General features: G+C 70.1%; 21 protein-coding genes and 1 tRNA gene. 6 read left to right on the top strand and 16 right to left on the bottom strand.

The features are described 5' to 3' along the window. Positions 1–167: 167 nt before the first annotated feature. The 3 genes from HKK74_RS09705 (at position 168) to HKK74_RS09695 (ending at position 4036) form a co-directional block, all read left to right on the top strand. Positions 168–2312 (top strand): MMPL family transporter, encoded by a 2145-nt coding sequence (locus HKK74_RS09705; RefSeq protein WP_187242775.1) that lies wholly within the window; start codon positions 168–170, stop codon positions 2310–2312. Between the two features lie 198 nt (positions 2313–2510). Then, on the top strand, positions 2511–3329 hold the full coding sequence (locus HKK74_RS09700) for an S-methyl-5'-thioadenosine phosphorylase (RefSeq protein WP_187242774.1): 819 nt from the start codon (positions 2511–2513) through the stop codon (positions 3327–3329). Next, a complete protein-coding gene (locus HKK74_RS09695) occupies positions 3326–4036 on the top strand; it encodes an SAF domain-containing protein (RefSeq protein ID WP_187242773.1) in 711 nt (236 codons plus the stop codon). The genes HKK74_RS09700 and HKK74_RS09695 overlap by 4 nt, the downstream gene beginning before the upstream one ends. 8 nt (positions 4037–4044) lie before the next feature. On the opposite strand, the gene HKK74_RS09690 is transcribed toward HKK74_RS09695, so the two are convergent. From HKK74_RS09690 to HKK74_RS09675, 4 genes are all read right to left on the bottom strand, one after another. Next, positions 4045–5106, bottom strand: coding sequence for a D-alanyl-D-alanine carboxypeptidase family protein (locus tag HKK74_RS09690; RefSeq protein WP_187242772.1), 1062 nt, complete (start codon positions 5104–5106; stop codon positions 4045–4047). Positions 5107–5201: 95 nt separating this feature from the next. Further along, positions 5202–5672: a hypothetical protein gene (locus HKK74_RS09685; protein ID WP_187242771.1), complete on the bottom strand. Its 471-nt coding sequence runs from the start codon at positions 5670–5672 to the stop codon at positions 5202–5204. A 352-nt stretch (positions 5673–6024) separates the two neighbouring features. Then, the gene (locus tag HKK74_RS09680; RefSeq protein ID WP_312881390.1) at positions 6025–7290 is read right to left on the bottom strand and encodes an HNH endonuclease signature motif containing protein; all 1266 of its coding nucleotides are present in this window, start codon (positions 7288–7290) and stop codon (positions 6025–6027) included. 403 nt (positions 7291–7693) lie between these two features. Next, positions 7694–8140, bottom strand: coding sequence for a hypothetical protein (locus HKK74_RS09675; protein ID WP_187242769.1), 447 nt, complete (start codon positions 8138–8140; stop codon positions 7694–7696). A gap of 382 nt (positions 8141–8522) precedes the next feature. Between HKK74_RS09675 and HKK74_RS09670 the strand changes: the two genes are divergently transcribed. Next, a tRNA-Arg gene (locus HKK74_RS09670) sits at positions 8523–8595 on the top strand. A gap of 110 nt (positions 8596–8705) precedes the next feature. On the opposite strand, the gene HKK74_RS09665 is transcribed toward HKK74_RS09670, so the two are convergent. The 3 genes from HKK74_RS09665 to HKK74_RS09655 all read right to left on the bottom strand — a co-directional run bounded on the left by HKK74_RS09665 (position 8706) and on the right by HKK74_RS09655 (position 12759). Further along, positions 8706–9365, bottom strand: a complete 660-nt coding sequence (locus HKK74_RS09665) for a DUF1707 SHOCT-like domain-containing protein (protein WP_187242768.1) — start codon at positions 9363–9365, stop codon at positions 8706–8708. Positions 9366–9494: 129 nt separating this feature from the next. Beyond that, on the bottom strand, positions 9495–11501 hold the full coding sequence (locus HKK74_RS09660; RefSeq protein WP_222722073.1) for a glycosyl hydrolase family 28-related protein: 2007 nt from the start codon (positions 11499–11501) through the stop codon (positions 9495–9497). Positions 11502–11847: 346 nt separating this feature from the next. Beyond that, on the bottom strand, positions 11848–12759 hold the full coding sequence (locus tag HKK74_RS09655) for an aminoglycoside phosphotransferase family protein (protein WP_187242766.1): 912 nt from the start codon (positions 12757–12759) through the stop codon (positions 11848–11850). A gap of 131 nt (positions 12760–12890) precedes the next feature. Here HKK74_RS09655 and HKK74_RS09650 point away from each other — a divergent pair, with 131 nt between their 5' ends. Then, positions 12891–13943, top strand: a complete 1053-nt coding sequence (locus HKK74_RS09650) for a sigma-70 family RNA polymerase sigma factor (RefSeq protein WP_222722072.1) — start codon at positions 12891–12893, stop codon at positions 13941–13943. Here HKK74_RS09650 and HKK74_RS09645 read toward each other — a convergent pair. The 7 genes from HKK74_RS09645 to HKK74_RS09615 form a co-directional block, all read right to left on the bottom strand. Next, a complete protein-coding gene (locus HKK74_RS09645; RefSeq protein WP_187242843.1) occupies positions 13940–14941 on the bottom strand; it encodes a PQQ-like beta-propeller repeat protein in 1002 nt (333 codons plus the stop codon). The genes HKK74_RS09650 and HKK74_RS09645 overlap by 4 nt on opposite strands. Next, complete coding sequence (locus tag HKK74_RS09640; RefSeq protein ID WP_187242764.1) at positions 14871–15926, bottom strand: metallophosphoesterase family protein; 1056 nt, start codon at positions 15924–15926, stop codon at positions 14871–14873. Before HKK74_RS09640 ends, HKK74_RS09645 begins: the two co-directional genes overlap by 71 nt. A gap of 517 nt (positions 15927–16443) precedes the next feature. Further along, positions 16444–17712, bottom strand: a complete 1269-nt coding sequence (locus tag HKK74_RS09635; RefSeq protein WP_187242763.1) for a sugar ABC transporter permease — start codon at positions 17710–17712, stop codon at positions 16444–16446. Beyond that, positions 17709–18506 carry an ATP-binding cassette domain-containing protein gene (locus HKK74_RS09630; protein WP_187242842.1) on the bottom strand — a complete coding sequence of 266 codons (798 nt, stop codon included), beginning with the start codon at positions 18504–18506 and terminating at the stop codon, positions 17709–17711. Before HKK74_RS09630 ends, HKK74_RS09635 begins: the two co-directional genes overlap by 4 nt. A gap of 70 nt (positions 18507–18576) precedes the next feature. Beyond that, complete coding sequence (locus tag HKK74_RS09625) at positions 18577–19638, bottom strand: substrate-binding domain-containing protein (RefSeq protein ID WP_187242762.1); 1062 nt, start codon at positions 19636–19638, stop codon at positions 18577–18579. A gap of 310 nt (positions 19639–19948) precedes the next feature. Continuing rightward, positions 19949–21154: a hypothetical protein gene (locus tag HKK74_RS09620; RefSeq protein ID WP_187242761.1), complete on the bottom strand. Its 1206-nt coding sequence runs from the start codon at positions 21152–21154 to the stop codon at positions 19949–19951. Between the two features lie 153 nt (positions 21155–21307). Continuing rightward, on the bottom strand, positions 21308–22423 hold the full coding sequence (locus HKK74_RS09615; protein ID WP_187242760.1) for a LuxR family transcriptional regulator: 1116 nt from the start codon (positions 22421–22423) through the stop codon (positions 21308–21310). Positions 22424–22557: 134 nt separating this feature from the next. Here HKK74_RS09615 and HKK74_RS09610 point away from each other — a divergent pair, with 134 nt between their 5' ends. Then, a complete protein-coding gene (locus tag HKK74_RS09610; protein ID WP_312881378.1) occupies positions 22558–23580 on the top strand; it encodes an alkene reductase in 1023 nt (340 codons plus the stop codon). 27 nt (positions 23581–23607) lie between these two features. On the opposite strand, the gene HKK74_RS09605 is transcribed toward HKK74_RS09610, so the two are convergent. Together HKK74_RS09605 and HKK74_RS09600 are read right to left on the bottom strand one after the other, a co-directional pair. After that, positions 23608–24255 carry an HD domain-containing protein gene (locus tag HKK74_RS09605; protein ID WP_187242758.1) on the bottom strand — a complete coding sequence of 216 codons (648 nt, stop codon included), beginning with the start codon at positions 24253–24255 and terminating at the stop codon, positions 23608–23610. Between the two features lie 97 nt (positions 24256–24352). After that, the gene (locus HKK74_RS09600) at positions 24353–25357 is read right to left on the bottom strand and encodes a 3-hydroxyacyl-CoA dehydrogenase (RefSeq protein ID WP_187242757.1); all 1005 of its coding nucleotides are present in this window, start codon (positions 25355–25357) and stop codon (positions 24353–24355) included. Positions 25358–25359 lie beyond the last annotated feature (2 nt).

Raw genomic sequence — 25359 nt, 5'->3', positions numbered from 1 at the left:
CTGGAGGACGCGGAGTCGGCGCCCGGCGGAGACGATTTGTCCTGTGCACGGCGAGGCCGAACTCGACGAGTTCCGAGTCAGGCGCTAACGCGATAGTACTTGACAAGTCTCGGCATCAGAGACATTCTAAGCTAGCTCACGATATATCTTGAAAAACGGAGAGGGACATGGGCGCTTCAGGACAGGCCGAGCCCACGACGAAGCGGTATCGCTTCGCGGGCATACCGGCCGGACGCCGGACGAAATGGGTCGTACTCGCGCTTTGGGTGGTGATCCTCGGCGCCCTCGGCCCGCTCGCCGGCAAGCTCGGCGACGTCGAGGAGAACGACGCCGCCGCATGGCTGCCGGCCGGTGCCGAGTCGACCCAGGTCACGAAACTGCAGGAGCAGTTCCGCAAGGACGAGACGATGCTGGCGGTCATCGTCTACGAGCGCCCGGCCGGCATCACGGCGGCGGACCAGGCCAAGGCCCAGGCCGACACCCGTCAGTTCGCCCAGCTGCCCGGCGCCGAACAGCCGCAGGGCCCGTTCCCGTCCAAGGACGGCAAGGCGCTGCAGACCTTCGTCCCGCTGAAGGACGTCGACCTCATCAAGGCCGTCGACGACGCCCGCGATCTCGCCAAGCGCGGCCCGCCCGGGCTCGCCGCGCACGTCACCGGACAGGCCGGCGGCGGCGCGGACATGTTCAAGGTGTTCGATAGCCTCGACGGTTTCCTACTGATCGCCGCCGCCATCGTCGTGATCGTCCTGCTCCTGCTGATCTACCGGAGCCCGACCCTGTGGATCGTCCCGGTGTTGTCGGCGCTCGTCGCACTCGGCATGAGCCAGTCGGCGGTCTACCTGCTGGCGAAGTACGCCGACCTCACCGTCAACGGTCAGAGCGCGGGCATCCTCACCGTCCTGGTCTTCGGCGTGGCGACCGACTACGCGCTGCTGCTCGTGGCCCGCTACCGCGAGGAACTGCACCGGCACGAGGACCGGCACGAGGCCATGGCGTTCGCGCTGCACCGGGCGAGCCCGGCGCTCATCGCCTCGGCGGCCACCGTCGCCGTCGGCCTGCTGTGCCTGCTCATGGCCGAGATGAACTCCACCAAGGGCCTCGGTCCGGTCGCCGCCGCCGGCGTCATCTGCGCCCTCGCGGCGATGACCACGCTGCTGCCGGCGCTGCTCGTCATCTTCGGCCGGTGGGTGTTCTGGCCGCTCATCCCCCGCTACGACGCGAAGTACGAGAAGCCCGACGGCTTCGAGAAGGAGCACGGGATCTGGTCCCGTGTCGCCCGCGTGATCAGCGCCCGTCCCCGGGTCATCTGGGCGGTCACCTCGGTCGGGCTGATCGCCTTGACGTTCGGGCTCGGTTCGCTGAACGCCGGCGGGCTGTCCAACGCCGGCCAGTTCGTGAGCAAGCCCGACTCGATCGTCGGTGAAGAGGTCCTGGCACGGCACTTCCCGGCGGGCTCCGGAAGCCCGGCGGTCGTGATCGGCAACGCCTCCGCGGCGGGCCCGCTGGGCGAGACCATCGCCCGTACGCCGGGCGTGGCCGAGGTCGGCGAACCGGTCACCGTGAACGGCCTCGTACAGCTCGAGGCGACATTGCGGGACGCCGCCGACAGCAAGGCGGCCGCCCGTACGATCGAGACACTGCGCGACAACGTGCACGGGGTGGCGGACGCGAACGCCAAGGTCGGCGGGACGACCGCCACCACCCTGGACATCAACCGGGCCTCCGACCGGGACAACATGGTGATCATCCCGATCGTGCTCCTCGTCGTGATGCTGATCCTCGTCGCGCTGCTGCGGGCGATCGTGGCACCGCTGCTGATGATGGCCACGGTGCTGCTGTCCTTCGCGGCCTCGCTCGGTGCCAGTGCGCTGATCTTCAAGCACCTCTTCGGCTTCGAGGGCACCGATGCCGGGTTCCCGCTGCTGGCCTTCATCTTCCTCGTCGCCCTCGGCGTGGACTACAACATCTTCCTCATGCACCGCGTACGGGAGGAGTCGGCTCTGCTCGGGACCCGGCCCGGCATCCTGCGCGGGCTCACGGTCACCGGCGGTGTGATCACCTCGGCCGGCATCGTGCTGGCGGGCACCTTCGCGGCCCTGGCCACGCTGCCACTGGTGACCCTGGCCGAGATGGGCTTCGTGGTGGCGTTCGGCGTGCTGCTCGACACGATCATCGTCCGGTCGCTACTGCTGCCGGCGCTGTCGTTCGACATCGGCCGGCGGATCTGGCTCCCCGGCCGCCTGGCCAGGGGCGAATCTCCGGCGGCGACCATGGAGGGCACCGGGCACCGGGTCCTCGAGACCACCCACTGACCCACCCTCCCCCACCGTGATCTCGCAGTCGCCCCACCCACAGGCGACTGCGAGATCACGGCCTTCGGCGCTCGCGGTCGCCGCCGGGATCGTCGTGGCCGAGGTCGTCGTCGCCGGAGGTCGTCGTCGCCGGAGGTTGTCCACAGGGCGCACGGGGTCGTCTCCCAGGGCGGCGCGGCGGCGGTTAGGGTCGGCGCCATGACCACGTCACAGTTCGTCGCCGAGGTCGGAGTCATCGGCGGCTCAGGTTTCTACTCCTTCCTCGACGACGTCGAGGAGATCACCGTCGACACGCCCTACGGCCCGCCCAGCGACCCGGTGGCCGTCGGCACGCTGCCCACCGGCCGTCGGGTCGCCTTCGTCCCGCGCCACGGCCGCGACCACCGCTATCCGCCGCACAAGATCCCGTACCGGGCCAACCTGTGGGCGCTCCGCTCGGTCGGAGTCCGGCAGGTTCTCGCCCCCAGCGCGGTCGGCTCACTCACCCCGAAGCACGGACCGGGCACGCTGGCCATCCCCGACCAGCTCGTCGACCGCACCTACGGCCGTACGCAGACCTTCTACGACGAGGGCGGCGCGGTGCACCTGTCCTTCGCCGACCCGTACTGTCCGGTGGGCCGCCGTACCGCCCTCGACACCGCCGGCGCGGCGGGCTGGCCGCCCGTTGACGGCGGAACGCTCGTGGTCATCGAGGGCCCACGGTTCTCCACGCGCGCCGAGTCACGGTGGTACGCCGCACAGGGCTGGACCCTGGTGGGCATGACCGGGCACCCCGAGGCCGTACTCGCCCGCGAGCTGGCGCTCTGCTACACCCCGGTCTGTCTGGTCACCGATCTCGACGCTGGGATCGAGGAGGGCGCGGGGGTCACCATGGACGAGGTCTACCGCGTCTTCGCCGAGAACATCGGCCGGCTCCGCCCCGTCGTCGCCGAGGCGGCCGCCGCGCTCCCGGCCGAGCGCGACTGCCCCTGCGCGCATGCGCTCGACGGCATGAAGCTCCCCCTGGAGCTGCCGTGAGCACACCGCGGCGGCACCGCCCGCCGGACGCCGAAGTCCCCTCGGGCGCCGGGCTCCCGGCGGCCGTCCGCATCCGGTTAGCCCGCCACCGCCGCCCGCTCGCTGCCGTGCTCGCGGCCGCCGCGACGGGGTTCGGGCTGCTCGCGCTGCGGCCGTCACCGCCGCCCTCCGTACAGATCCTCGCGGCTTCCCGCGACCTGCCCGGCGGCACGACGCTCCGCGCGCGAGACCTCCGCGTGGTCGCGCTGCCCACCCGTGCAGTGCCCGACGGAGCCGTACGGTCCGGCGGCCCCGGCCGGGCGCTCACCGGCCGAGCGCTCGCCGGCCGAGTGCTCGCCGGGCCGATGCGGCGAGGTGAGCCGCTCACCGACGCCGGGCTGCTGGGCGCGGGACTGCTGGACGGCTACGGCCCGGACGTCGTCGCGGCACCGGTACGGGTCGCGGACGCGGGTGCCGTACGGCTGCTGCACGCCGGCGACCGGATCGACATTCTGGCGGTCGCGGCAGGTGGCCCGCTGGAGGACATCGTCCCGGCGTACGGGCGGCGGGCCCGTATGGTCGTGTCGTCGGTACCGGTCATCGCCGTACCACGCGAACCTCCCGGTGACCACGGCGCGCTCGTCGTCGTGGCCACGAGCCGGGAACAGGCCATGGCACTCGCGGGCGCGGGCGCGGGCCTGTCGGTGACGGTCGCCGCCGGCCGCTGACCGCCCGCTCAGCCCGCCTGCTGGTCGTACTCCCAGTGCCAGGGCTCGAACGGGTTGCTGTAAGCCCACGCCGGGTGGAACCAGCCGTACTTCTGGGAATTGGCCCGCAGCCAGTTGAACTGCAGCGAGCCCTGGTTCTGCACACCGCCGCAGAAGTCGAGGGCCGTGCCGAGGCCGTGGTTGCTGCGCCCCGGGACGGCGGCGAAGCCGGGCCGCTGGTAGTAGATGCTCTGCTGCGACGACAGGCTGCGGTAGGCGTCCCGTACGCACATGTCGACGTTGAAGCGCTTCTTGTAGGCGGAGTTGAGCTTGTAGAACGCCAGCGCCGCATCCGCCCGCAGCTTCATGCCCTTCTGCGGCAGGGCGCACAGGTAGCGCTCCGGGACGAGCCCGTTCGGGTACTTGCGCGCGTCGGCCACCAGGCCACGGTCACAACCGAGAGCAAGCCGCCGGTCCCGGCTGGCCCGCATCCGGTCGAGCATCTGGGTGAGCTGCTTCGTGAGCTGTCCCGACCGCTGCCGCAGCGCATCGACCGACTGCTGAAGTTTGGCCTGCTCGACCGCGTTGTCCGACTGCAGCGCCTGCGCGGTGGAGGCCAGCTTCTCGCGGCGCTGCCTGAGCGTGTTCGCCTGCTTCACCAGCGCGTCTTGCCCGGTGGCGATGTAACTGATGTCCGCCGCTCCACGCAGCCCCGACACCGGCGCCTGCATGCCGAAGACGGCCATCGTGCCGCCCGAGCCCTTCTGCTGATAGGCGGCGTTCGCGAGCTGGGCGATCGGGCCGCGCATCACGTCGAGCTGCGCGTCGGCCTGACCGAGATCGCGCAGGGTGAGCTGGAGCTTGCGCTGTGACGCGACCAGCGACTTCCGCTGGGTCTCCCACTGTTCGGTGGCCTTCTCCAGATCGGCGCGCGCCTTGGTCGCCTGGCGATGGAGAACCTCGACCGGATCACTGCTGACACGCTGCGCGGCGATACCCGGCGACATGAACGTGTGCGGTGCGCTGATCTGCGCAAGCAACGCCATCGCCAGGAAGACCGCGGTCAGCACGGCTGACCGGGGACCTGACACGTGGACACTCCGGATGCTGTGGGGGGTGACAGCGCCAGGAACGTTACTACACGTTTCCCTGCGAATCAGATGTGACCCTGAGAAATCAGGAGATCTCAGTCAGTTTGGTAACCGTTCTGCTCACACCACTCGCGCAATGGCGGGAACCGGCGCCAGTCGCCGGGGCAGCGTCGATCGAACCGCACCCTCGGCGGCCTTGTACTCGACCTGGTGGAGCGCGGTGTCGACGTTGTGGTCGCCTTCGGGGTCGGGCTCGCCGGGGCCGGGGGGACGAGCTCCCCGCGGGTCGGATAGGCACGGGGCGTGGGCCGCTCGGTCGCGCCGCCGCGCGGCTCCTGCGATGTCTCCGGCTTGGCGGCGGGCTCCGTACCGTAGTGCCGGGTCGCACCGAACCCGGCGAGTGCGACTCCGGTCAGCAGCAATCCCGTGACCAGCAGGACGGCCCCGCTGTTCGCCCGCAACCGGTCGCCGAGAGGCGGGGGCGCCAGGGCGGGCGACCGCTCCATCGGAGCGTCGTCACCGCCCTCCGGCTGCGCATGCGTCTTCTCACGATGCCTACCTGCCACGGACAGGAGCGTACCGAGCAACAGACGGTGATGGTCCATGACGTCCCAAGTTGCCCACAGCTGCCAGAAGCACACCCGAGATGCGCCCCATGTCCGGACCCGCCTTACGCGGCTCGGCGAGTACGCGTCTCGGACTCCGCACGCTCGATGGCCTCCTCGCGGAGGCAGAGCGGGTTCGGCCCGCCCACCGGTCCGGTGTCGGTGTGCCGTGACAGTGCGGTGATGGTTGACGGTGCGGTGCCTGTGAGGCGTAGGCGTTCGCGAAGTGCTTTCGGGCATGCCGCCGATGCGTCCCGCCTGTGTGGTTGTCCGTCTGTTGATCGGAGGGCGCGTTCGTGCGGGTGGTCGCCCCTCATTCCCGCAGGTCGGGTGTGATGATGTGCCAGGTTCCGGTGGGTGTGATCCAGATGAGCAGCCCGGGCCATAACTGAAAGAGCCGCCACCGGCGGTGCTGCTTGAGTTTGTGATGTCTGCGGCAAAGTGGGGCCAGGTTGCAGCGGCAGGTGGCCCCGCCTTTGTCGTAGGGCCGGGTGTGGTCGAGGTCGCAGCGTGTCGAGCGTGCGTTGCAGGTCGGAAAGACACAGGTGCGGTGGCGGCGTTCGATGAGCCGTCGCATCCCGGCGGGGGGCCGGTAGCCGTCGTGACCGTGCCGATCAGGGTCGTTGCCGGTGCTCTGGCACCAGCTGTCGCGCAGGCGTTGCAGGCCATCGGCCATGGCCTGGGTGGCTTGGGTGATGAGCAGGGCGAGCCCGTCCAACCGCCCGTCCAGGCGGGCCTGGGTCAGCAGGTCGCGCAGATGCTCCTCGGTGATGCCGGCCAGGGCCTGGGTGATCTGCCGGTCCATCGCGTCGAGGAGATCCGCACCGTCGTCGTCACCCGCGCGTGTGGGGGCCGGTTCACGGTCTGCCTGACCTGGTGCGGGGTCTATACCGCCGGTGAGCAGGTCGCGGATGGCCTCGGGCAGGGGGAGCCCGCGGAGCAGGGCGAGTGTGAGGTCGGCGCGGATGTGGTCGATGGGGCGTGGGTCGCCGTCGGTTTTGAGGGCTTGGGCGGCGGCATTGATCCGGTTGTAGATGGCGTGACCGTCACCGGTGGTGATGTTGCGGATCGCCAGGTCGCTGGTGCCGGTGGCGTTGTCCCACAACTCCAGCCGGCGTTCATCACGCGCCGCCCGCCGGCGCTGTTCGAACGCCTGCGGATCGGCCGCCCTGATCGCCCGCTTGACGCGAGGCCGCAACCGTGCCGCGGTCAGGCCGGGCGCATCGTCAGCGACGGCGGTCTCCACCTCGGTGGCCACAGCACGCTCGACGCCACGCAGGGCGTCCGCGATGATCTGAGCCCGCTTCAGGTCGATCCGACCGGTCACCAGGGCCGCCGCCGTCACCGGGAGGTCGTCGGCGAGCTGCTCGGCCAAACACACCCACCCGGCGGCCGCGGTGCCCGTCAGAGTCAACGCCAGCGACACCTCATCGACCACGATCGCATTGATCTGCAACTGCCCCATGCCCTGAGCGGCCAGACCCGACTCCTGGTCATGACGACGCCGTGACAACTCCGCCACCGCCGCCAACTCCAACGCCTGCGTCCACGACGTCTGCCGCCGCGCCGCCGCGATCACCGCAGTCAATTCCACATCCGACAAACCCACCAACTCGGCATCAGCAAGAGCAAAAGCCAGATGCGGCCCGGGAGGAAATCCCGCAAGATCTTCCCAGGCCATTGGAGCATCCTGCTGGACCGTCATCGGAGCACCTCCCGCCCACCGTCCAACGAATGTTATCGAACACTTGAGCGAACCACAATTCTTTGCTGGAAATTCTTCGATACTCGGCGCCGTTACCGCCAACAATTTCCTACAGGATGATGGTTATGGCCTATTTGTCCCCACGGACCTGGACCACGCTCGCGCACCACGCCCAGTGGCCGCAGCCTGCCTAGTCGTACGTAGAGTCGTTGACCCGGCGATAGGGTTCGTCGGCGAACACACTCTGCTCGCTCGTCGTCCGTTCGGGCTTGCGGCTTCAACCCAACTCGGTGTGAGCGGCAGCGAGGAACGCGACCTTGGGCTCATCGATGAGTTCGATGAAAGCCCACCGCGACGTGGCGCCGTCGGGTTCGATCTCCCTATTCATCGCCTGGTTCAGGGCCCAGCTGTATGCATGAGCGGGTTCATAAAGAGACGGCCCGAACAACAGATAGATCATGCGTCCCTGCACCCAAAGACGATCCATGGCGTTCTCAGAAGTGGCCCACCATTCGGAGCTATCCTCTTTTTCTCCAGCGGCACGCTCGGCTTCCTGGGTGGCTTCAATGAACTGCCGCAGTACTTCAAGCCGCTCTGTGCGCCGTCTCTCAGCCAGTTCCTTCGCCTGACGGTTCGACTCATGACGACTCACGTGCCATTGCGTGGTGAGCTGAGCCAGATAGGAAAGGGCACCGCCGACGCCCACACCGACCAGGGAGGTCACTGACACCACTATTTCCGGTCGCATGCAGGATGCATACCAAAGATCGCCCCGACTGTCGCGCCGGTACGACCACAGCCGGGCCTTCATGCTGAGACACGACATGGCGAGCAGACCGACAACACGTCTCGGTACGGCGCAGGACCGGGGATGTCCGCCCCGATGCCCGAGGGGTGGGCGACGACAAACGAGGTGACCGGTCGAGGGATCTCGCACGGGACACGCGCCGATATTGATGACACGTGACTCGAGCTGAGCACGTACCCTGTACCAGGACGGTGAGCAGCCGTCGGACCGGCCGGTCGGAGCCAGGGCGATATCTGTGCAATGATCAGGTCGCCGGACGTACAGCAGGTCGGCTCCGCTAGGCTCTGACCAGCGACAAGCCCTCGTAGCTCAGGGGATAGAGCAACGGTTTCCTAAACCGTGTGCCGCAGGTTCGAATCCTGCCGGGGGCACCCCAGATGATCACATCGAACCCCGGCTGACCGGCTAGACCACCTGTCGCCGGGGTTTCGCGTATGCGCCGCCGAATGCCGCCGAGGAAGCCCTCAGCCAGTGCCGTAGGTCAGGGTGGGGCAAGCGCATAGGGCCTGGGACGCCGCCGAAGCCACTGCCAGAAGGTCCGGCGCGGCGGGCGTGCCGAGATGCTGCCGCTCGCCACCTTGCCCGACACGTGGATCCGCAGAGTAGTGGGGATGTCACGATCCCATGGTGCCCGGACCTTTACGCTGCCGCTCCGGACCGCGACGTCATCGGCATCGACCATGACGCCGGGCTTCGTCACCAGCGTCAGCATGCCGCTGCGCATGTCCACCTCGATCTGGAGCGACGGCTGCGTGATCACCGCCTCGGTGAAGTCCAGTGTCACGCTGCCGCTCGATAGGTGCACGTGTATCCGCTGTGGCACGAGCCAGCGGCCGTCACGCTTCGTGCTGCCGCTATGGCAGTCGATGCGGACCGATTCTCTCGGCTGTGGGGCCGACGCGCCCGCAATGAGGTCGCGAGCGGCCGGCAGGTCCCTGGTCAGCACCCGGAGCTCGCCGTGGGTACGCGCGGTCAGGGCCTTCTCCAGCCGCTCGTCCAGTTCATCCGCGGTCAGCCGACCATCACCAGCGGCCACCCTCAGCAGCTCGACGACCCGATCCCGGTCCTCGTGCGACGCACGCACATCGTCAGGTGACGCCACCTCATCGCCGCGGCCCATCGGCGACATCTCGCCCGTCATGGACCCACTGTAGGCCGCGACGGTCAACCCGGCATCCCTGCCGCATTTCCAACCGCTTCCCGCGGATTGCACGGGGATCCATGTCCACACCCCCACCCGAGCACGAACACACGCCTGAAGGCGCGCTCCTCACCACGGGGACGGCGCCGGCGGTACGACAACGGGCGGACGGTCGTCGCAGGTGATGGTGTTCGGCAGCTCCCACGGGGCGAGCCAGGGGCCGGTCGTGCCGCCCCCGTCGTTGCCGCCGAGGTCGGTGAGTGAGAACTCCGAGCCGGCGGGCGTGAAGTGGAACGACCCGCAGTTGTTGACGCCGACTGCGCCGACGTTGCGGGCATCGACGTTCTGGAAGGACGCGGACCCCGCCACGCGAGCGCTGACGACCGAGGTGCCCGTGCCGTCGACCCTGATGTCCTTGAAGTGGACGTTCGTGATCGAGTACAGATCCTTCACCGACCATTCGCTGACCAGCATGATCGCGTTGTACGTGTTGTCGAGGAAGTGGTCACCGACCACCTGGATATCGGCGTCGATGTTCTTCTCGAGCGCATAGATCCAGATGGCTCCGAGGCCGATGTTCCAGTTCAGCTCGTAGGTGCCGGCCCGTACCGTGGTGTTGTCCTTGATCCATAGATGTCCGGTGAACGCCTCGGCGCCGAACCGGGAACCGACCTGGATGGCGCTGCCCTCACGGATCGGGTCGGCGATGAGGTTGCCGGAGACGGTGTTGTCGAGGCCGCCGTAGATGGCGATGCCGTTCGCGAGGACCGGCGTCTGCACGGTGTTGTGGTCGAACGTGTTGCGGGCGTTGGCGGTCTTCTCCGACCACATGGCGAGGCCGTCGTCACCGGAGTTGCGGATGAAGTTGTTCGACACGACCGAGTTCGTGACGCCGGTATGGAAGTTGAGACCATCGGCTATCTGGTCGACGATGACGTTGTTCGTGATCCGCAGGTTCGTCATCGGTCCGTCGAACCACATGCCCACTTTGGTGTGGCGGATGTAAAGGCCGTCGATGGTCGAGTCGCTCATCGCCCCGCCGACGCCGTTCACCTGATCGGTGTCGATGCGCTCGCGGACGTCGCCCTCGATCGCGAAGCCGGAAAGGTGGACGTTCCTGCTTCCACCCGCCGATGCGTCCTTGCCGTAGAAGCCGACGCCGGTGTGGACCGAACCGTCAGGGGCCGGGGGATTGAGTGCCACCTCGCGGCCCTTGATGATCGTGTACCAGCTGCCGGCACCCTCGATCGTCACGTTGTCGACGATGATGTGGCGGTTCACCTGGTAGCGGCCCGGCGGGATGTAGACCTTGAGGTGCTCACGCTTCGCGAAGGCGATCGCCTTGTCGAACGCGTCGGCGGAGTCGCGCCGGCCGAGCGGGTCGGCGCCGAACGCCAGCACGTTCGCCGCGACGAGCCTGATGCGCGGTGCGCCGACGAGCTGTGAGTCGAGCAGGTCGATGACCGTCCATGCCGCGTTGCTCCCGGCGGGAACCGTCAGCCGCACCTTGTCACCCGCGCGGTACTTCCGGCCGAGCAACAGGCGCTGCTCATCGTAGAAGTGGTTCGGGCGGAACGGCTTCGCGATGGTGGGGGCCGGAGTCGTGGCGTTGGGCACGCAGGAGCACTCGGTGATCCACCAGTCGGGGTGCAGCAGGTCGGCGTCCGGGTCGTTCGTGAACGGATACTGGTTGTAGAGCCACGCGTACTGCGACGTGAGCGTCATGGTGGTCCGGTTCTCGCCGTTCACCGTGACGTCGAGCGGCGCCGTGATGCCGCCGCCGCCCGGGGCGTCCGGGATGCTGTACCGCACGGTGATGGCGTTCGCCGCGCTGGGCAGCGTGAACTCGACGTGCTCACCCGGCGTCAGTTTGACCGCCCTACGGCCGGACGCCTCCGCCGGCAGCGTGTACGCGGTACGGTCCGGGCCGATGATCGTGCCGTTCGTCCGGACGTTCTCCGCCTCCTGCTCGGCGAAGTCGACGTCGGCGCCTCGGCCGGCGACGAGCGACGGGGCGAGAGCGGCGCGCGTCACGACGGGGGTCGAAGCGGCGCGCGCGCCCGTGTCGGCGATGGCCGTGCCGCCGAGCGCGACGCTGAGTGCGACAGTGGCCGCGGTCGCCGCTTGGACCGACATCGCGGCCCACCGCGCCGGCGTGCTGGACCACCTCGCTCCGGCTGCTGTGATGCTCCGTGACATCGAATGCTCGTTTCTCTCGGGTGACATCTGCAGACGCTCGAGGTGGAGCGGACACCATGCGGGTGAGGTGACATTAAGACCCTGACCCGCGTTGTACAAGATGTTTCTGACAGAAACTTTCGTAGCCTTGCTGCATTGCTACGACATTCCCTTGGGTAATTTCGTCAACGCCCATAAGCCTTGCGGACGAGCTTGCCGAGGTAGGAGTCAGAAGGCGGCCATGGGTTCGGCCGGCTGTTCGAGCCCCCGGCACCGGTGCCGCCGATCGCCCGTCCCGCTGCAGTCAGCCGGCCCGATCGTGGTCGGCCAGCACTTCCGCGATGATGCGGCGGTTGCCCGCCGCCCGCTCCTCGCCGGTGTCGATGTCCTCGGCGAGGCCGATCAATGCCTTCCAGAGCGCCCAGCCGCGGGCGCGCGCCCACGTGGCGAGGTCGTGACCGACAGCGCGGCGGAAGGTCTCGCGGCTGTCGCCTGAGAACATCGTCCACGCGATCACCAGATCGCAGGCAGGATCACCGATGCCCGATGTTCCGAAGTCGATGACGGCGGCCAGCCTTCCGTTCCTGACCAGCAGGTTGCCGCTCGCAACGTCGCCGTGGAACCACACCGGCGGACCCGGCCAGGCCGCCTCGAGAGCGGCGTCCCACACGGCCGTCGCCCGGTCGGTGTCGATGCGCCCCTCCAGCACGGCGAGGGAACGGCGGGTCTCGTCGTCGTAGTGAGCCGGCGGCGCACCCCGGTAGAAGCTGTGCGCACCGGCCCGCGGCCCGCCCGTCGCGTCGATGCGCTGCAGGGCGAGGATGAAGTCGGCGACCGACGTCGCGAATCCGCACAGGTCGTCGATCCCGTCCAGGCTCGCGGTCTCGCCCTCCAGCCAGCCGCGGATCGACCAGTTGAACGGGTATCCCTCGCCCGGCGCCCCCTTCGCCAGCGGTACGGGAACGGCTACCGGCAACGACGGCGCGAGAAGCGGCAGCCATCGATGTTCCTTGTCGACCGCCGGGGCGTAGCCCGCGGCGGTGGGAAGACGCGCCGACATCTCGTCACCGAGGCGGTACGTGCGGTTGTCCCATCCGTCGACCTTCACCGGTGTCACGGGAAGGCCGCTCCACTGCGGGAACTGGGTCGCGATCAGCCGCTTCACCAGCCCCGCGTCGATCCCAGCGCGCCCGTCGATGTGCAGGCCCTCGACCATCCTGCAAGTGTGGCCGCCATTCCCCCTGCCCGGCAAAGAGTTTTCGCGCCCGTCGAAGGTGAGATCGGCTCCTGGAAGCGGTCATGCCCGGTCGGAGGGCGGACTCCCGTCGTGCGGCAGAATCAACGCCTGTGAGGGAGACTTCTTCGCCGACCGGGGACACGGCAGTGTGGCGTGCCGATGATCCCGATCTGGCCCGGGCGCGAGACGGGGACGACGCCGCGTTCACCCGCCTCGTGGAGCCACTACGGCGCGAGTTGCACGCCCACTGCTACTGCATGCTCGGCTCGACCCATGACGCCGACGACGCCCTGCAGGAGGCCCTGCTGCGGGCGTGGCGGGGGCTCGCGCGCTTCGAGGGGCGCAGTTCGCTGCGCTCGTGGCTCTACACCGTGGCCACCCGTACCTGCCTGGACATCGTCGCGACCCGCGGCAAGCGGGCGCTGCCCGTCGACCTCGGCCCGTCCAGCGACCGGGCCGTGGTCGGGGACGCCCCGGCGGCCGAGGTCGCCTGGCTGGGCCCCTACCCCGATGCGGGCCTCACCGACCATCTGCCGGGGCCGGACGCGCGCTACGAGCAGCGCGAGGCCGTCGAACTCGCCTTCGTCGCCGCCCTGCAGCACCTGCCGGGCAACCAGCGTGCGGCGCTGCTGCTCTTCGAGGTCCTCGGCTTCTCGGCCGCCGAGATCGCCACCACGATGGACACCACCATCGCCTCGGTCAACAGTGCCCTGCAGCGGGCCCGCCGGATCGTCGCCGAGAAGATCCCCTCCCGTACCCAGCAGCAGACGCTGCGGGAGATCGACGACGCGCGCCTGCGCGAGATCGTCGCCGGATACTCCGCCGCGCTGGAGAGCGGCGACGCCGACGCCCTGGTCGCGCTGCTCACCGAGGATGTCACCTGGTCGATGCCGCCGCTGGCGGGCTGGTACCACGGCCTCGAGGCCGTCACCGACTTCGCCGTTCAGGTCCCGCTGGCCGGTTGCGGAAACTGGCGGAACCTCCCGACCAGTGCGAACGGCCAGCCCGCCGTGGCCTCCTACCTCTGGAACGAGGACGCCGGCGCGCACCTCGGCTGGTCGATCAACGTGCTGACCCTGCGCGGCGAGCGGATCGCCGATATCACCTCTTTCATCGGCCCCGGCGATTTCCGGCCCTTCGGGCTACCCGCCTCGCTGCCCTAGGCGGCCCCGACCCGGATGCCGCGTACGACACCGTCCTGGTCAGCGGCGATCACGACGTCGTCGATCGCCACGGGTGTGCTGAAGCAGTAGGACAGGCCGTGTCGCAGCCGCCCCCCGGCCGCACCGTCGGACAGGTCGACCGCGATGAGCTGCCCGTCGACCGACTGCACCCACGCGGTGCCGTCTCGTACCGCCGCCCCGCTGTTCATCACGCGAACGCCCAGCGAGGTCTGCCAGAGGACCTTCGCGGTCGCCACCTCGACCCGCGTCACCACGCCCCACTCGGTGATGAGCAGGACGCAGAGCGGATCGCCGGGCAGGAGCACTGCGGGTGCGTAGATCGCGCTTCCCGCCACGGTCCAGCGCTGGGCGCCGGTGCCCTGGTCCAGCGCCCAGGTGGCCGCGACCGTGGACACGAGCACGGCGTCGCCGCCGAGCAGGATCGTGTCGTCCCAGGGGCCGTACAGCAGTCTGCGGTGCTCGTCACCGGTCGCGAGCTCGCGTTCCCAGACCTGCTCGCCCGTGGCGGCCGTGAAGGCACGAGCTCGGCCGTCGCCGCCACCCGTGTAGATCCGGGTGCCGTCGCAGGCCGGCCGGCCGGCGAAGAAGCCGTGACCGTCCGCGGCCCAGATCCGCCGGCCGGACTCGGCGTCGAGCGCGACCAGGGCGTCGCCGGCGGTGAACAGTACGGTCTCGCGGTCGTCGACCCGCGTCACCAGCGGGCTGCTCAGCACGGGGGCGGCCGCGCGGTAGGTCCAGCGGATCCGTCCCCTTCGGGCGTCGAGGGCGTACAGGCGGTGGTCGGCCGACGGTACGAACAGCAGACGGCCGTCGGCGGTCACGCCGGGGCGGCGGTACACCGGCCCGACGCTCGTCCGCCAGAGCGCTCGCACGCCACGGTGACCGTCGGGCCGCAGGGCCGTCACCTCACCGGCGGTCGAGGCCGCGACCACCGCGCCGCCGGCGAGGGCCAGGCCACCCTGTACGGAACCGCGCATCCGGTGCTCCCAGACCTGACGCGGCGTGTGCGCGGGCCCGGGGACGGAGAAGGTCTCGGTCTGCTCCCACCCAGACGCCGTCCGGCCCGGTCACGCGCACCTGCAGCCGCTGCCGCCCCGGCGGCAGCCCGGCGACGTCCACCGTCCCGGACCACTGCCGGCCGGGTCCGGTCGCGGCCAGGTCGATCCAGGTGTTCGCGTACGTGCCGCCGAACACCTCCTGCGGATAGACGTGACAGCCCACCGACGTCGCCCGCGCCCGCGCACCCGTCAGGACCTCGACCGGCAACCGCCCGGCCCGGACATCGCTCAGCCGGATCGCGCTCGGACGCTGCGCCGCGCCGGGACCCTCGTCGCCGAGCGCGACCACGGCCATCGGCCGGGTGGTCTCGGAGCCGTCGGCGTTCTTCACCGCGTCCACGGCGACCTGGGTGAGCCCGTTCATCCTGAGAACGTGGTCCCGGTGGACGTGCCCGGCGAAGACGCCGCGCACATCGTGCCTCGCGACCAGCTCGAAGAACCGGTCCTGGTCGTCGAGGTAGTAGAAGGCGTCGCCCATCGGGTAGTGCTGGAAGAGCACCGAGGGCGTGCCGCGGCGCACCCGCCGGAGGTCCTCGGCCAGCCAGGCCAGATTCTCCGCACCGTGGTGGCCGGGCTCCTGCAGTGGCTGGGTCGGGTCGAAGCCGATGAAATGGATCCCGCCCGCGTCGAAGGAGTACGGCGCGGGGCCGAAGTGCCGGCGGTACTCGTCCTCGGCGGACGCGGCCCAGCGAACCTCGTGGTTCCCCGGGGCGTAGTGGATCCTCCCGTGCAGCGCGTCCGGGATCGTCTGTGCGACGAGCTCGTACTCGTCCGGCAGGCCCGTGTCGGTGATGTCACCGCAGTGCAGCACGAACGCGGGGTCGCGGTCGGCGATGGCCCGGTGGACGAGGGTCAGCCGGCTCGTCGCCTGCGGGTTCGTGACGCTCATGTGGGTGTCGGACACGACGGCGAACCCCCAGCGGCACCGTCCGGGACCGGTCGCCCCCTGCGGGCCGTTCCGCGGCCGAGGCCGCCGGCGCCGCTCCGATCAGCGCGCCGAGCGCACCGGCGGAGGCCAGCGATCCCGTCGCGAGGCCAAGGAATCCACGCCTGTGCAGCGCCGGACCGCCCTTCGGGGCTCCGGCGTCGTACCCGGCGTCGAGCCCGTACTGGCGCTCGTATTCACGCTCGTACCCGTGCTCGCACTTGTGCCCGTCGCCATCGCCGCCTGCGGCGCTTCCGTGCTCGGCTTGCCCCACGACAGGTCCTCTCAGCGGTCCACGGTGCCGTCCGCGATGATGATCGAAACGGCCGGTGACGCACCGGGGGACGGAGCCCGTACCCGCGGACGAACGGTGGATGGTCATCCGGTGGCAGGCGCCGATGAGCTCGGGGGGCGCCTGCAGCCGGGCCGCCAGTACAGACCACCCGTGGGAACGAGACCGTGCCGACCGTGACGGCCTGAGCACATGCCGCCGGGGTCAGGCACGCCCCCGTGAGGCACGGGACCGCCGGGCGACGGAGTCCAGGATCACGGCGAGCAGGAGCACCACGCCGGTCACGGCGAACCGGTAGGCGGAGTCGAGGTTGAGCAACGTCAGACCACTGGAGATCGACTGGATCACCAGGATCCCGAGCAGCGCCGCGAACGCGCTGCCGCGCCCGCCGAACAGGCTCGTGCCCCCGATGACGACGGCGGCGATCGCGTTGAGGTTGACGTCGCCGCCACCGGTGCTCTGGTTGGCCGCCGCGAGCCGCGCCGCCGCGAGCACACCGCCCGACGCCGCGAGCGCGGTGCCCAGCATGAACACCGTGGTGTAGACCGCGTGCACGTTGATCCCGGCCCGCCGCGCCGCTTCGACGTTGCCGCCGACGGCGTAGACGGACTTGCCCCATCTCGTACGAGTGAGCGCGTAGTTCAGGAGCAGCACGAGCACGACGAAGAGCACGAACATCCAGCCCACGCCACGGGCCCGGTTGAGGTACCAGACCACCGCACCGAAGCCGGCGAGCAACGCCACGCTGCGCGCGGCCAGCACCGCCGTCGAGCGTCCGGACAGCCCGGCCGCCCGCCGTTCGCGCGCCTTGAGGTATCCGCCGGCGAACAGCCCGGCCGCCGTGACGGCGACGAGGACGTACGACAGCCAGGCCGGCACGAACTTCAGCTGGGCGAAGCCGACCAGGCCGGAGTCGAACGGCAGGTTGATGGACCCGTCCGCGCCCAGCACCTTGAGCTGGAGGCCGAGGAAGGCGAGCAGCCCTGCCATGGTGATGACGAAGCTGGGCACCCCGAAGCGGATGAAGACCTGCGCGTACACGAAGCCGATGACGGCACCGGCGGCGACCGCGGTGGCGACCGCCGGCCACACGGGCAGGCCCTGGTCGACGAAGAGCACCGCGGTCAGCGCCGACGACAGCCCGCTGACCGAGCCGACCGACAGATCGATCTCGCCGACGAGCAGGACGCACACCAGCCCGAGAGCGATCATCCCGACCGGGACGCTCTCCATGAGCAGGTTCACCAGGTTGGCGCTCGACAGGAAGTTGGGGTTGAGGGTCTGGAACACGACCCCGATGACGACGAGGCCGAGGACCACCGGGAGGAGTCCGAGATCGCCGTCGCGGATCCGTCCGATGGTGGCCGACAGGGCCTGCCGTGGACCGGTGGCCTGGATCAGCCGCTCGTCCTGAAGGTCCTTGGCCGTGCCGGCGGCGGCAGCGGTGCCCGCGGTGGCGGTGCCGTCGGTCATGATGGCTGATCGTCCTTTCCCGGAGCGGTACCCGTGCCCGCCCGCTCGGCGCGTCGCGTGACCACGTTGTCGGTCGCGCCCGTGATCGCCGCGATGATCTCCTCATTGGAGACGTCCCTGACCGGGAAGATCCCGTTATTGCGGCCGAGCCTGAGCACCGCGACCGTGTCGGCGACCGCCCGTACGTCGGGCATGTTGTGGCTGATCATGATGACGGCGTGGCCGGTGTCGCGGAGCCGCTCGATGAGGTCGAGCACCTCGGCGGTCTGGGCGACCCCCAGCGCGGCCGTCGGCTCGTCGAGGACGACGACCTTGGGGTCGCCCAGCAGCGAGCGGGCGATCGCGACCGTCTGCCGCTGCCCGCCGGACAGCGAGGCGATCGGGACGCGCAGCGTCGGCAGCCTGGCCGACAACCGGCCGAGCAGTTCCCAGGACCGGACCTCCATCGCCACGGTGTCGAGGCGCGCCGGCCGGATCTCCTGGCCGAGGAAGAGGTTCTCGATCACGTTGAGGTTCTCGCACAGGGCGAGGTCCTGGTACACCGTGGCGATGCCCAGCCGCTGGGCCACCGCCGGGCTGGAGATCGTCACTTCCTCCGACCCGAACGTGACGCGCCCGGCGTCCGGGGCGTACACCCCGGAGAGGATCTTCACCAGGGTCGACTTGCCCGCCCCGTTGTCCCCGACGAGGGCAAGGACCTCTCCGGGGGACACCTCCAGGTCGATGTCGGTCAGCGCGGCGACGGCGCCGAACGTCTTGGAGATCCCCCGCAGGCTGAGGATGGCGTGCCCCACGTCCCCCGGGGCGCCCGCCGTTGCTGACTGCCGCACGCGCGGCCACCTCCCTGTCCGGTCGTACGGCGGTTTACTTGAGCCCGAGCTCGTCGCAGGCGGCCTTGTACTCACCGGCGCAGATGTCGGCCACCTTGAGCGCGAAGCCCGGCTCGGTGACGACCTTCACCACGTTCTCCTTCGTCACCACGGTCGGGGTGAACAGCTGGGACGGCGTGTCGAACAACGTCACCTGGGGAGCGGGCTTGCGGCCCTGCGCAAAGGCGTGGGCGACCTCGGCGGCGGCGTCGGCGACGGTCTTGATGGGCTTGGAGATCGTGTTGTACTGGTCGCCCTTGATGACCCGCTGGACGGCGGCGAGCTCCGCGTCGTTGCCGGTCACCGGCGGCACCGGCGTGACGCCCGCGGCCTTGAAAGCGGCGATGGCCGCGCCGCCGGTGCCGTCGTTGGCGGCGACGACTCCCGCGATCTGACCCTTGAACTGGGTGATCTGCCCGCTCACCCAGTTCTGCGCCTTGGTCGGGTCCCAGCCGGGCGTGTCGTACTCGGCCAGCAGCTTGAAACCGCTCGGGTCCACGGCGGTGTGGATCCCATTCTTGATCAGGCCCGCCGCCGCGTCGATCGGGGAGCCGTTGACCTGGAGGATGCCGCCTTCGGCCTTGGTGTCCTTCAGGTGGTCGACGAGCGACTGGGCGATCAACGCGCCGATCTTCTCGTTGTCGAACGAGACGTAGTAGTCCGCCCGGGCCTTGGGGATGGGCCGGTCGTACGCGATGATCGGAACGTTCCGGGACCGGGCCGAGTTGACGATGGTCGCGGCCGCGGCGGAGTCGACCGGGTCGATCACGATCGCCTTGACGCCCTGGGCCAGCATCGAGTCGGCCTGCTGCTGTTGCTTGGCCGCGTCGGAGTTGGCGTTCTGGTAGAGCACCTCGCACTTGGCGCACAGCTGCTTCATCTTCGCCTTGAACAGCGGCGCGTCGAACAGCTCGTAGCGGGTCGAGGCGATGTCGGGCATGAGGAACGCGATCTTCGCACCGCCCTCGTCCGACGACGAAGAAGACCCGCAGGCGCTCATCGCGGTGGCCGCCAGAACCGAGGCGGCCAGCACGGCCGACAGGCGAAGAGCCTTCATGTGAGCACTCCTTGTGATGCGTGGGGGTTCGGACTGTTCTCACACGCGGACCGCCCGTCCACCCGACCGGGGCGTTTCCGAGCTGGCACGAAGTTAACATTTAGGGATGTGAACATGTCAAGGATGTAACATCGCTCCGAATGGAGTGATGCAACCGCGACAACCCGTCGAGTACGGACGGCATCACATCGGCTTGGCGGCCTGCGCCGAAGGGGCGAACCGACCGGTGACGTACGCGAGACCTGGACATACGACCGGCCATATAACACTTGGCAGTGAGTCTTCTAACTAGGCTTCTAACAAGGAGGGCTCAGCCGTCGTGGCCGGCGTCGAGGTCGCGCAGGATCGCGGACAGCGCGTACGGAGAGATGCTGTGCCGATCGTGCGTGGCGTCGTCGAGAACGTCCCAGTCACCGCCGATCACGCCGGCGCGGTGGCTCACGGCGGCACTGTAACTTCGGTGGCCGACGCCACCGAAGCAGCAGGGGTCGAAGCGGTTGAGGACCTGCATCTGCCGGCGGCGGGGACCGGTCGCGGCCATGACGTACATGTCGAGATAGCCGGCGATGCCGTAGAAGCCGGGCAGGGTGTCCTTGCGCTGCTCCCAGTCGCCGATGGTGGACCGGGTGTACGGCGCGGCGGACCGCAGATAGAACGGCAGCGAACCCGCCGCCGGATAGCTCCGGGTGACGCGGGGATCGATCGCCGCGTACACCGTCGTGGTCCATCCGCCACCGGACAGGCCGATCATCTGCACCGAGGTCGGCCGGTAGGTCGCGATCGCGTGGTTGAGCGCGACGGCGACGGGTTCGAGGAAGAACGTGAGGCCGGAGAAGCGCGCCGACTCCCACCTGGCGAGTTCGTCGTGAGAGGTGACCTTGACCGGCCTCCCCGCGCCGGCCGGGTCTGCGATCGCCCGCGCGTTCCAGTGCATGAACGGCATGGCGCACACCAGCACCGAGTAGCCATGGTGCAGCAGGCCTCGCAAGGTGCCCACCATGGTGTCGAAAGCCTCGCCATGACCGTTGTGATACACCGCGAGGCGATGGTTCCAACCCCGCTGGGGCAACACGTGGAAGACCCGGGACGTCACTCCGTGGGCGAGCGGGACGCTCAGTTCGTCGATCCGGCGTACCCCGGTGAGGGATGCCAGTTCCGGTGTCGAGACACCACGCGCGACGCCCGGCAGGCGGGCCGGCAGACCGGCCCCTTTCCACACGTACTCGATCAGCCTGGCCCGGCGTGCCGCGACATCGGCGGTGCTGTCGAGGGTGATCAGTGAGTCGACGTCCACGCCGACGGCCTGCCGTGGCATCGCCTTGTAGTCGAGACCGTGGCGGGCGGCCACCTCGCGGTTCACCGGGGCCACGGCGGGCGGAGCCCCGGCGCAACGCGGATCACGCGTCCCGGCGCGCGCGACCGCGGAACCGGATGGGCCCGCTGCGGTGAGCAGGCCCCCGGCCGCCACACCTCCGGCACCGCCCAACAGCCGCCGCCGACTGACCGGATCCGCCATTCGCCGTCTCCCCCGACCCCGCCGCCACGTGGCTCCCAGTTCCTGACGTGCGACAGTTCTACTCGACGACCTCCCCGTCCGGGCAGCGGCGCGCCGGACGCGCCGGTCCGGCGGGGCGGTTCCGGCGGACCAGGATGCGGGCCGAGAGGCGGGTCATGAGTCCGCGGTGTTCAGGGCGAACCGGCCGCCGGAGGGGTCGGCGCCCGATTCGAGGCCCGAGAGTTCCCTGCGGGACGAGACGCCGAGCTTCGGATAGGCCTTGTACAGGTGGTATTCGACAGTCCGCGGGCTGAGGAACAACTGGGCCGCGATGTCGCGATTGCTGGTGCCCTCCGCGGCCAGCCGTACGACCTGTGCCTCCTGCGGGGTCAGCCGGTCGAGCTGATCGGATGCCACGGGGCGCGCCACCGCCGCACCGGTCTCGCCGGTGGCGCGCAGCTCGGACCGGGCCCGTTCGGCCCACGGGGCCGCGTGCAGCCGTTCGAAGATTTCCAGCGCCGAGCGCAGCGGCGCACGGGCGTCGGACCGGCGGCGCGCGCGGCGCAGCCACTCGCCGTACAGCAGCTCGGTCCGTGCCCGCTCGAAGGGCCGACCGCCTTCTCCGTGCATGCGCACGGCCGCCCCGTAATGCTCCTCCTCGTCGAGCAGCAGTGCTCGGCCGCGCAGCGCGACAGCCCGCGCCCACGGCCGGCAGGTGGCCTCGGCCCACTCCTCGAACCGGCGCAGCGGCTCGGCGGCACGCTCCGGCCGGTCGGCCCGGACCGCCGCCTCGACCTGGTCGGCGGCGGCGAAGAGCAGCAGGGGCGAGTGCCGCGCCGGGCCGTGCCAGGCCCGCTCCAGCCGCCGCAGCGCGCTGTCGTACCGGCCCAGCCCGAGGTCGAGCAGGCTCAGCGCCGACTCGACGGTCGCGTCGAAGGCGTCCGAGGCGTCGCCGGTCAGCTCGCGGCAACGATCCTCGTCCCCCTCGATCGCCGCGATCCTGGCCAGCACCCCGCCGAGCCCGCGAACGCTCCCGTTGAGACCGGCGTCCCTGGCGATGTCCATCGCCTCGGCCACACCGGCCTCGGCGTCGCGATGCCGTCCGGCCATGACCTGGGCCTGCGCCAGCGCGCCGAGCGCGCCCGGCAGCGCCCCGGCCAGCCCGCGCCGGCGGCGGTCGGCCACCTCGGCGGCGGCCAGTTCGAGCATCGCGTCGTCGTCACCCAGGATCATGCCGCCGAGCAGGGCGTGCTCCCGTACGGCCGGATCGTCCGGCGACCGCGCCACCATCCGCGCGAGCAGCGGAAGCCCTCGCGCGTAGTCGCCACGGATCAGGTGGTCGACGCCTTCGACGATCCCGTCGCCGCACCCGATGGCTGAAGCTCGGTGGGATCGAGCTGCCCAACCGGCTGGTGATGGCGCCGATGACCCGGAGCAGAGCGTACGGCGGGCTGGTGAGCGAGCTGACCGTTCGGTACTACGCGCAGCGGGCCTCGGCCGGTCTGATCATCACGGAGGGCACGCAGCCCAGTGTGATCGGGCAGGGTTACCTCGACACCCCGGGCCTGCACTCCGCGGAACAGGTGGCGGCGTGGCGAAAGGTCACCGACGCCGTCCACGCCGAGGGCGGGCGCATCTTCGTCCAGATCATGCACGGCGGCCGCGTCGGGCACCCCGTGCTCTACCCGGACGGGGCGTTGCCGATGGCACCCTCGGCGATCGCCTCGGGGGAGCGGCTGTACACGCCGGACGGCATGCTCGAACACCCGACCCCACGCGAGATGACGCTGGACGACATCGAGCGGACCATCGATGACCACGTGGCCTCCGCTCACAACGCGGTCGAGGCCGGTTTCGACGGCGTCGAACTGCACGGCGCCAACGGCTATCTCATCCACCAGTTCCTCGCCGACGGCGCCAACCTGCGGACCGACGGTTACGGCGGGCCGGCGGAGAACCGGATCCGGTTCGCGGTCGAACTCGTGCGGGCCGTCGGCGACGCGATCGGATTCCATCGGCTCGGGATCCGGCTGTCGCCGGGCAACACGGCCAACGGCATCACCGAGAGCGACCCCGCGGAGCTCTACACCACCCTGGCGCGGGCGCTGGCGGCGTACGACCTGGCCTACGTGCACGTGATGGAGACGGGCTCGCGGGCGGTCGCCCCGCTGATCCGCGCCGAATGGCCGGGAGTGCTGATCCTCAACCCGCATCCGTCCCCGCCGGACGCGCCGGTCACGCCCGACGCCGGCGCCAGAGACCTCACCGAGGGACTCGCCGACGCGATCAGCCTGGCGAGATACTGGCTGGCCAATCCGGACCTGCCGGCCCGGGTGCGAGCCGGTGGGCCGTACAACGAGGCCGACCCCGCGACCTTCTACGGTGGCGACCACCGCGGCTACACCGACTATTCGACCGCCTCGGAATCCGGCCACTCCCCCTCATGACCGTGCCCCGTCAGCCCGACCGGCATCTCATTCGGGCCAGGGCGAGTCCTGGATCGTCTTCACGAAGTCGCCGCGTTCGAAGCCCGGGACGAAGTGCTCAAGCACGTCCGCCTTCACGTTGCCGAAGGTGGTCTCGGGCTTGGGGGCGATGCCGTCGGTGAACGCCCGCAGGATGCGCCGCTTGAAGTCGGGGCGGGGATGCAGCGCGGTGATCTCGGCGCGGTCGCTGTCGGAGATGTCCGCATAGCCGATGCCCAGCACGTCGTACTCCACGCCGGCGGTGAGCAGGGCGACCTCGGGTTCCATGAACTCGGGAATGCCGGGCGTGGTGTGCAGGGCGATGGCCGTCCACACCCGCCGGACACTGTCCTCGGGCACACCGTGGGCGTGCAGGAAGCGGCGGGCCTCGTCGGCGCCGTCCACCTCGAACCGCCGGCCGCTGCCGTGGAACTCTTCACCGAGGCCCAGATCGTGGAACATCGCACCGATGTAAAGGAGTTCCGGGTCGAAGCTCAGCCCCCGGTTGCGGCCCTGCAGCGCGCCGAACCAGTAGACACGGCGGGAGTGGTGGTAGATCAGCTCGCTGGTGGTCTGCCGTACGAGCTCGGTGGCCTCTGTGGCGAGCCTGGTGTCAGGCACTGTCAGTCCCGCCGCGAAGGGCTCCTGATCCGTCATCGCACGACTCCTGTCCTCGATCGCTCCGGCCACCCGGTCACGACTTCAGCCTTCCCCCGGACCAGGCGCACCACCCTGTGGCCGGCCGCAGGCGGCGCTAATCGGTTCGGGTGAAGCCGGTGAACAGCTCGGGGTCCGCGCGCCTGGCCCGCTCGAGCCGCATGAGCGCGCGATCGCGCCGGCTCACGTGCTCGGCCCACTCCTCGGCCGGCAGGCTCTCGTGCACGCTCGACGCGACGCGGGCGACGAGGTCGGGCGTCCACGGGTCGTCCTGGCCCCGTTCGGCGCCCATCCGGGCGTACGCCGGGCCGAGCAGCAGGGCGTGGCGCTCGATACCGCCCCGCGTGTTCAGCTCCGCTGTGGCGAACGGCCCGAGGACGGCCCAGCGCCGGCCCAGCCCCGCGCTGACGACCAGGTCGACGTCGGCCGGTGATGCGACGCCGTCCCGTACGAGACAGTAGGCCTCCCGCAGCAGGGCGCCCTGCAGCCGGTTGAAGATGAATCCCTCGTTCTCCCCGCCCACCAGGACGGGGACCATGCCCGCCGCCGACAGCAACGCCCTCGCGCGGGCGATCGTCTCCGGGGCGGTGAAGGGCGCGGGGGCGAGCTCGGCGACCGGCAGCAGGTACGGCGGGTTGCCGGGGTGCACGACGAGACATCGCGCTCGCCCGGGCAGTTCGACCGCGAACTCCGAGCAGGGGATCATCGACGTGGAGCTGGCCAGGACGGCGTCGGGCCCGGTGCGGCGGTCGAGCTCGGCGAACAGCTCCCGCTTGACCTCGCGCGACTCGACCACGCACTCCTGGACGTACACGGCGTCCTCGAGCGCCTCGCCGAGGTCGGCCGCGACCCTCACGCGGCCCAGCACGGCGGCGACATCGCCCTCGACGAGGCCGAAGCCGGCGAGCTCCGCGAGCCGGCTCTCGATCTCGGCGAGCGCCGTCGCGGCGCGATCGGCATCGGTGTCGTGCAGTGCGACGCGGTGACCGGCGCGGGCGAACACGATCGCCCACGCCGCGCCGATGCTGCCCGCTCCGACGATCGCGACGGGCGCCGGCTCCCGCTCCTGCACCCGCTCCGGCTCCTGCTCCTGCTCCCACATGG

The sequence above is a fragment of the Actinomadura alba genome (assembly GCF_014323705.1).
GTDB lineage: Bacteria > Actinomycetota > Actinomycetes > Streptosporangiales > Streptosporangiaceae > Actinomadura_C > Actinomadura_C alba.
Note: the sequence above shows the minus strand (reverse complement) of the source record. Positions and strands in the feature narration are given on the sequence as shown.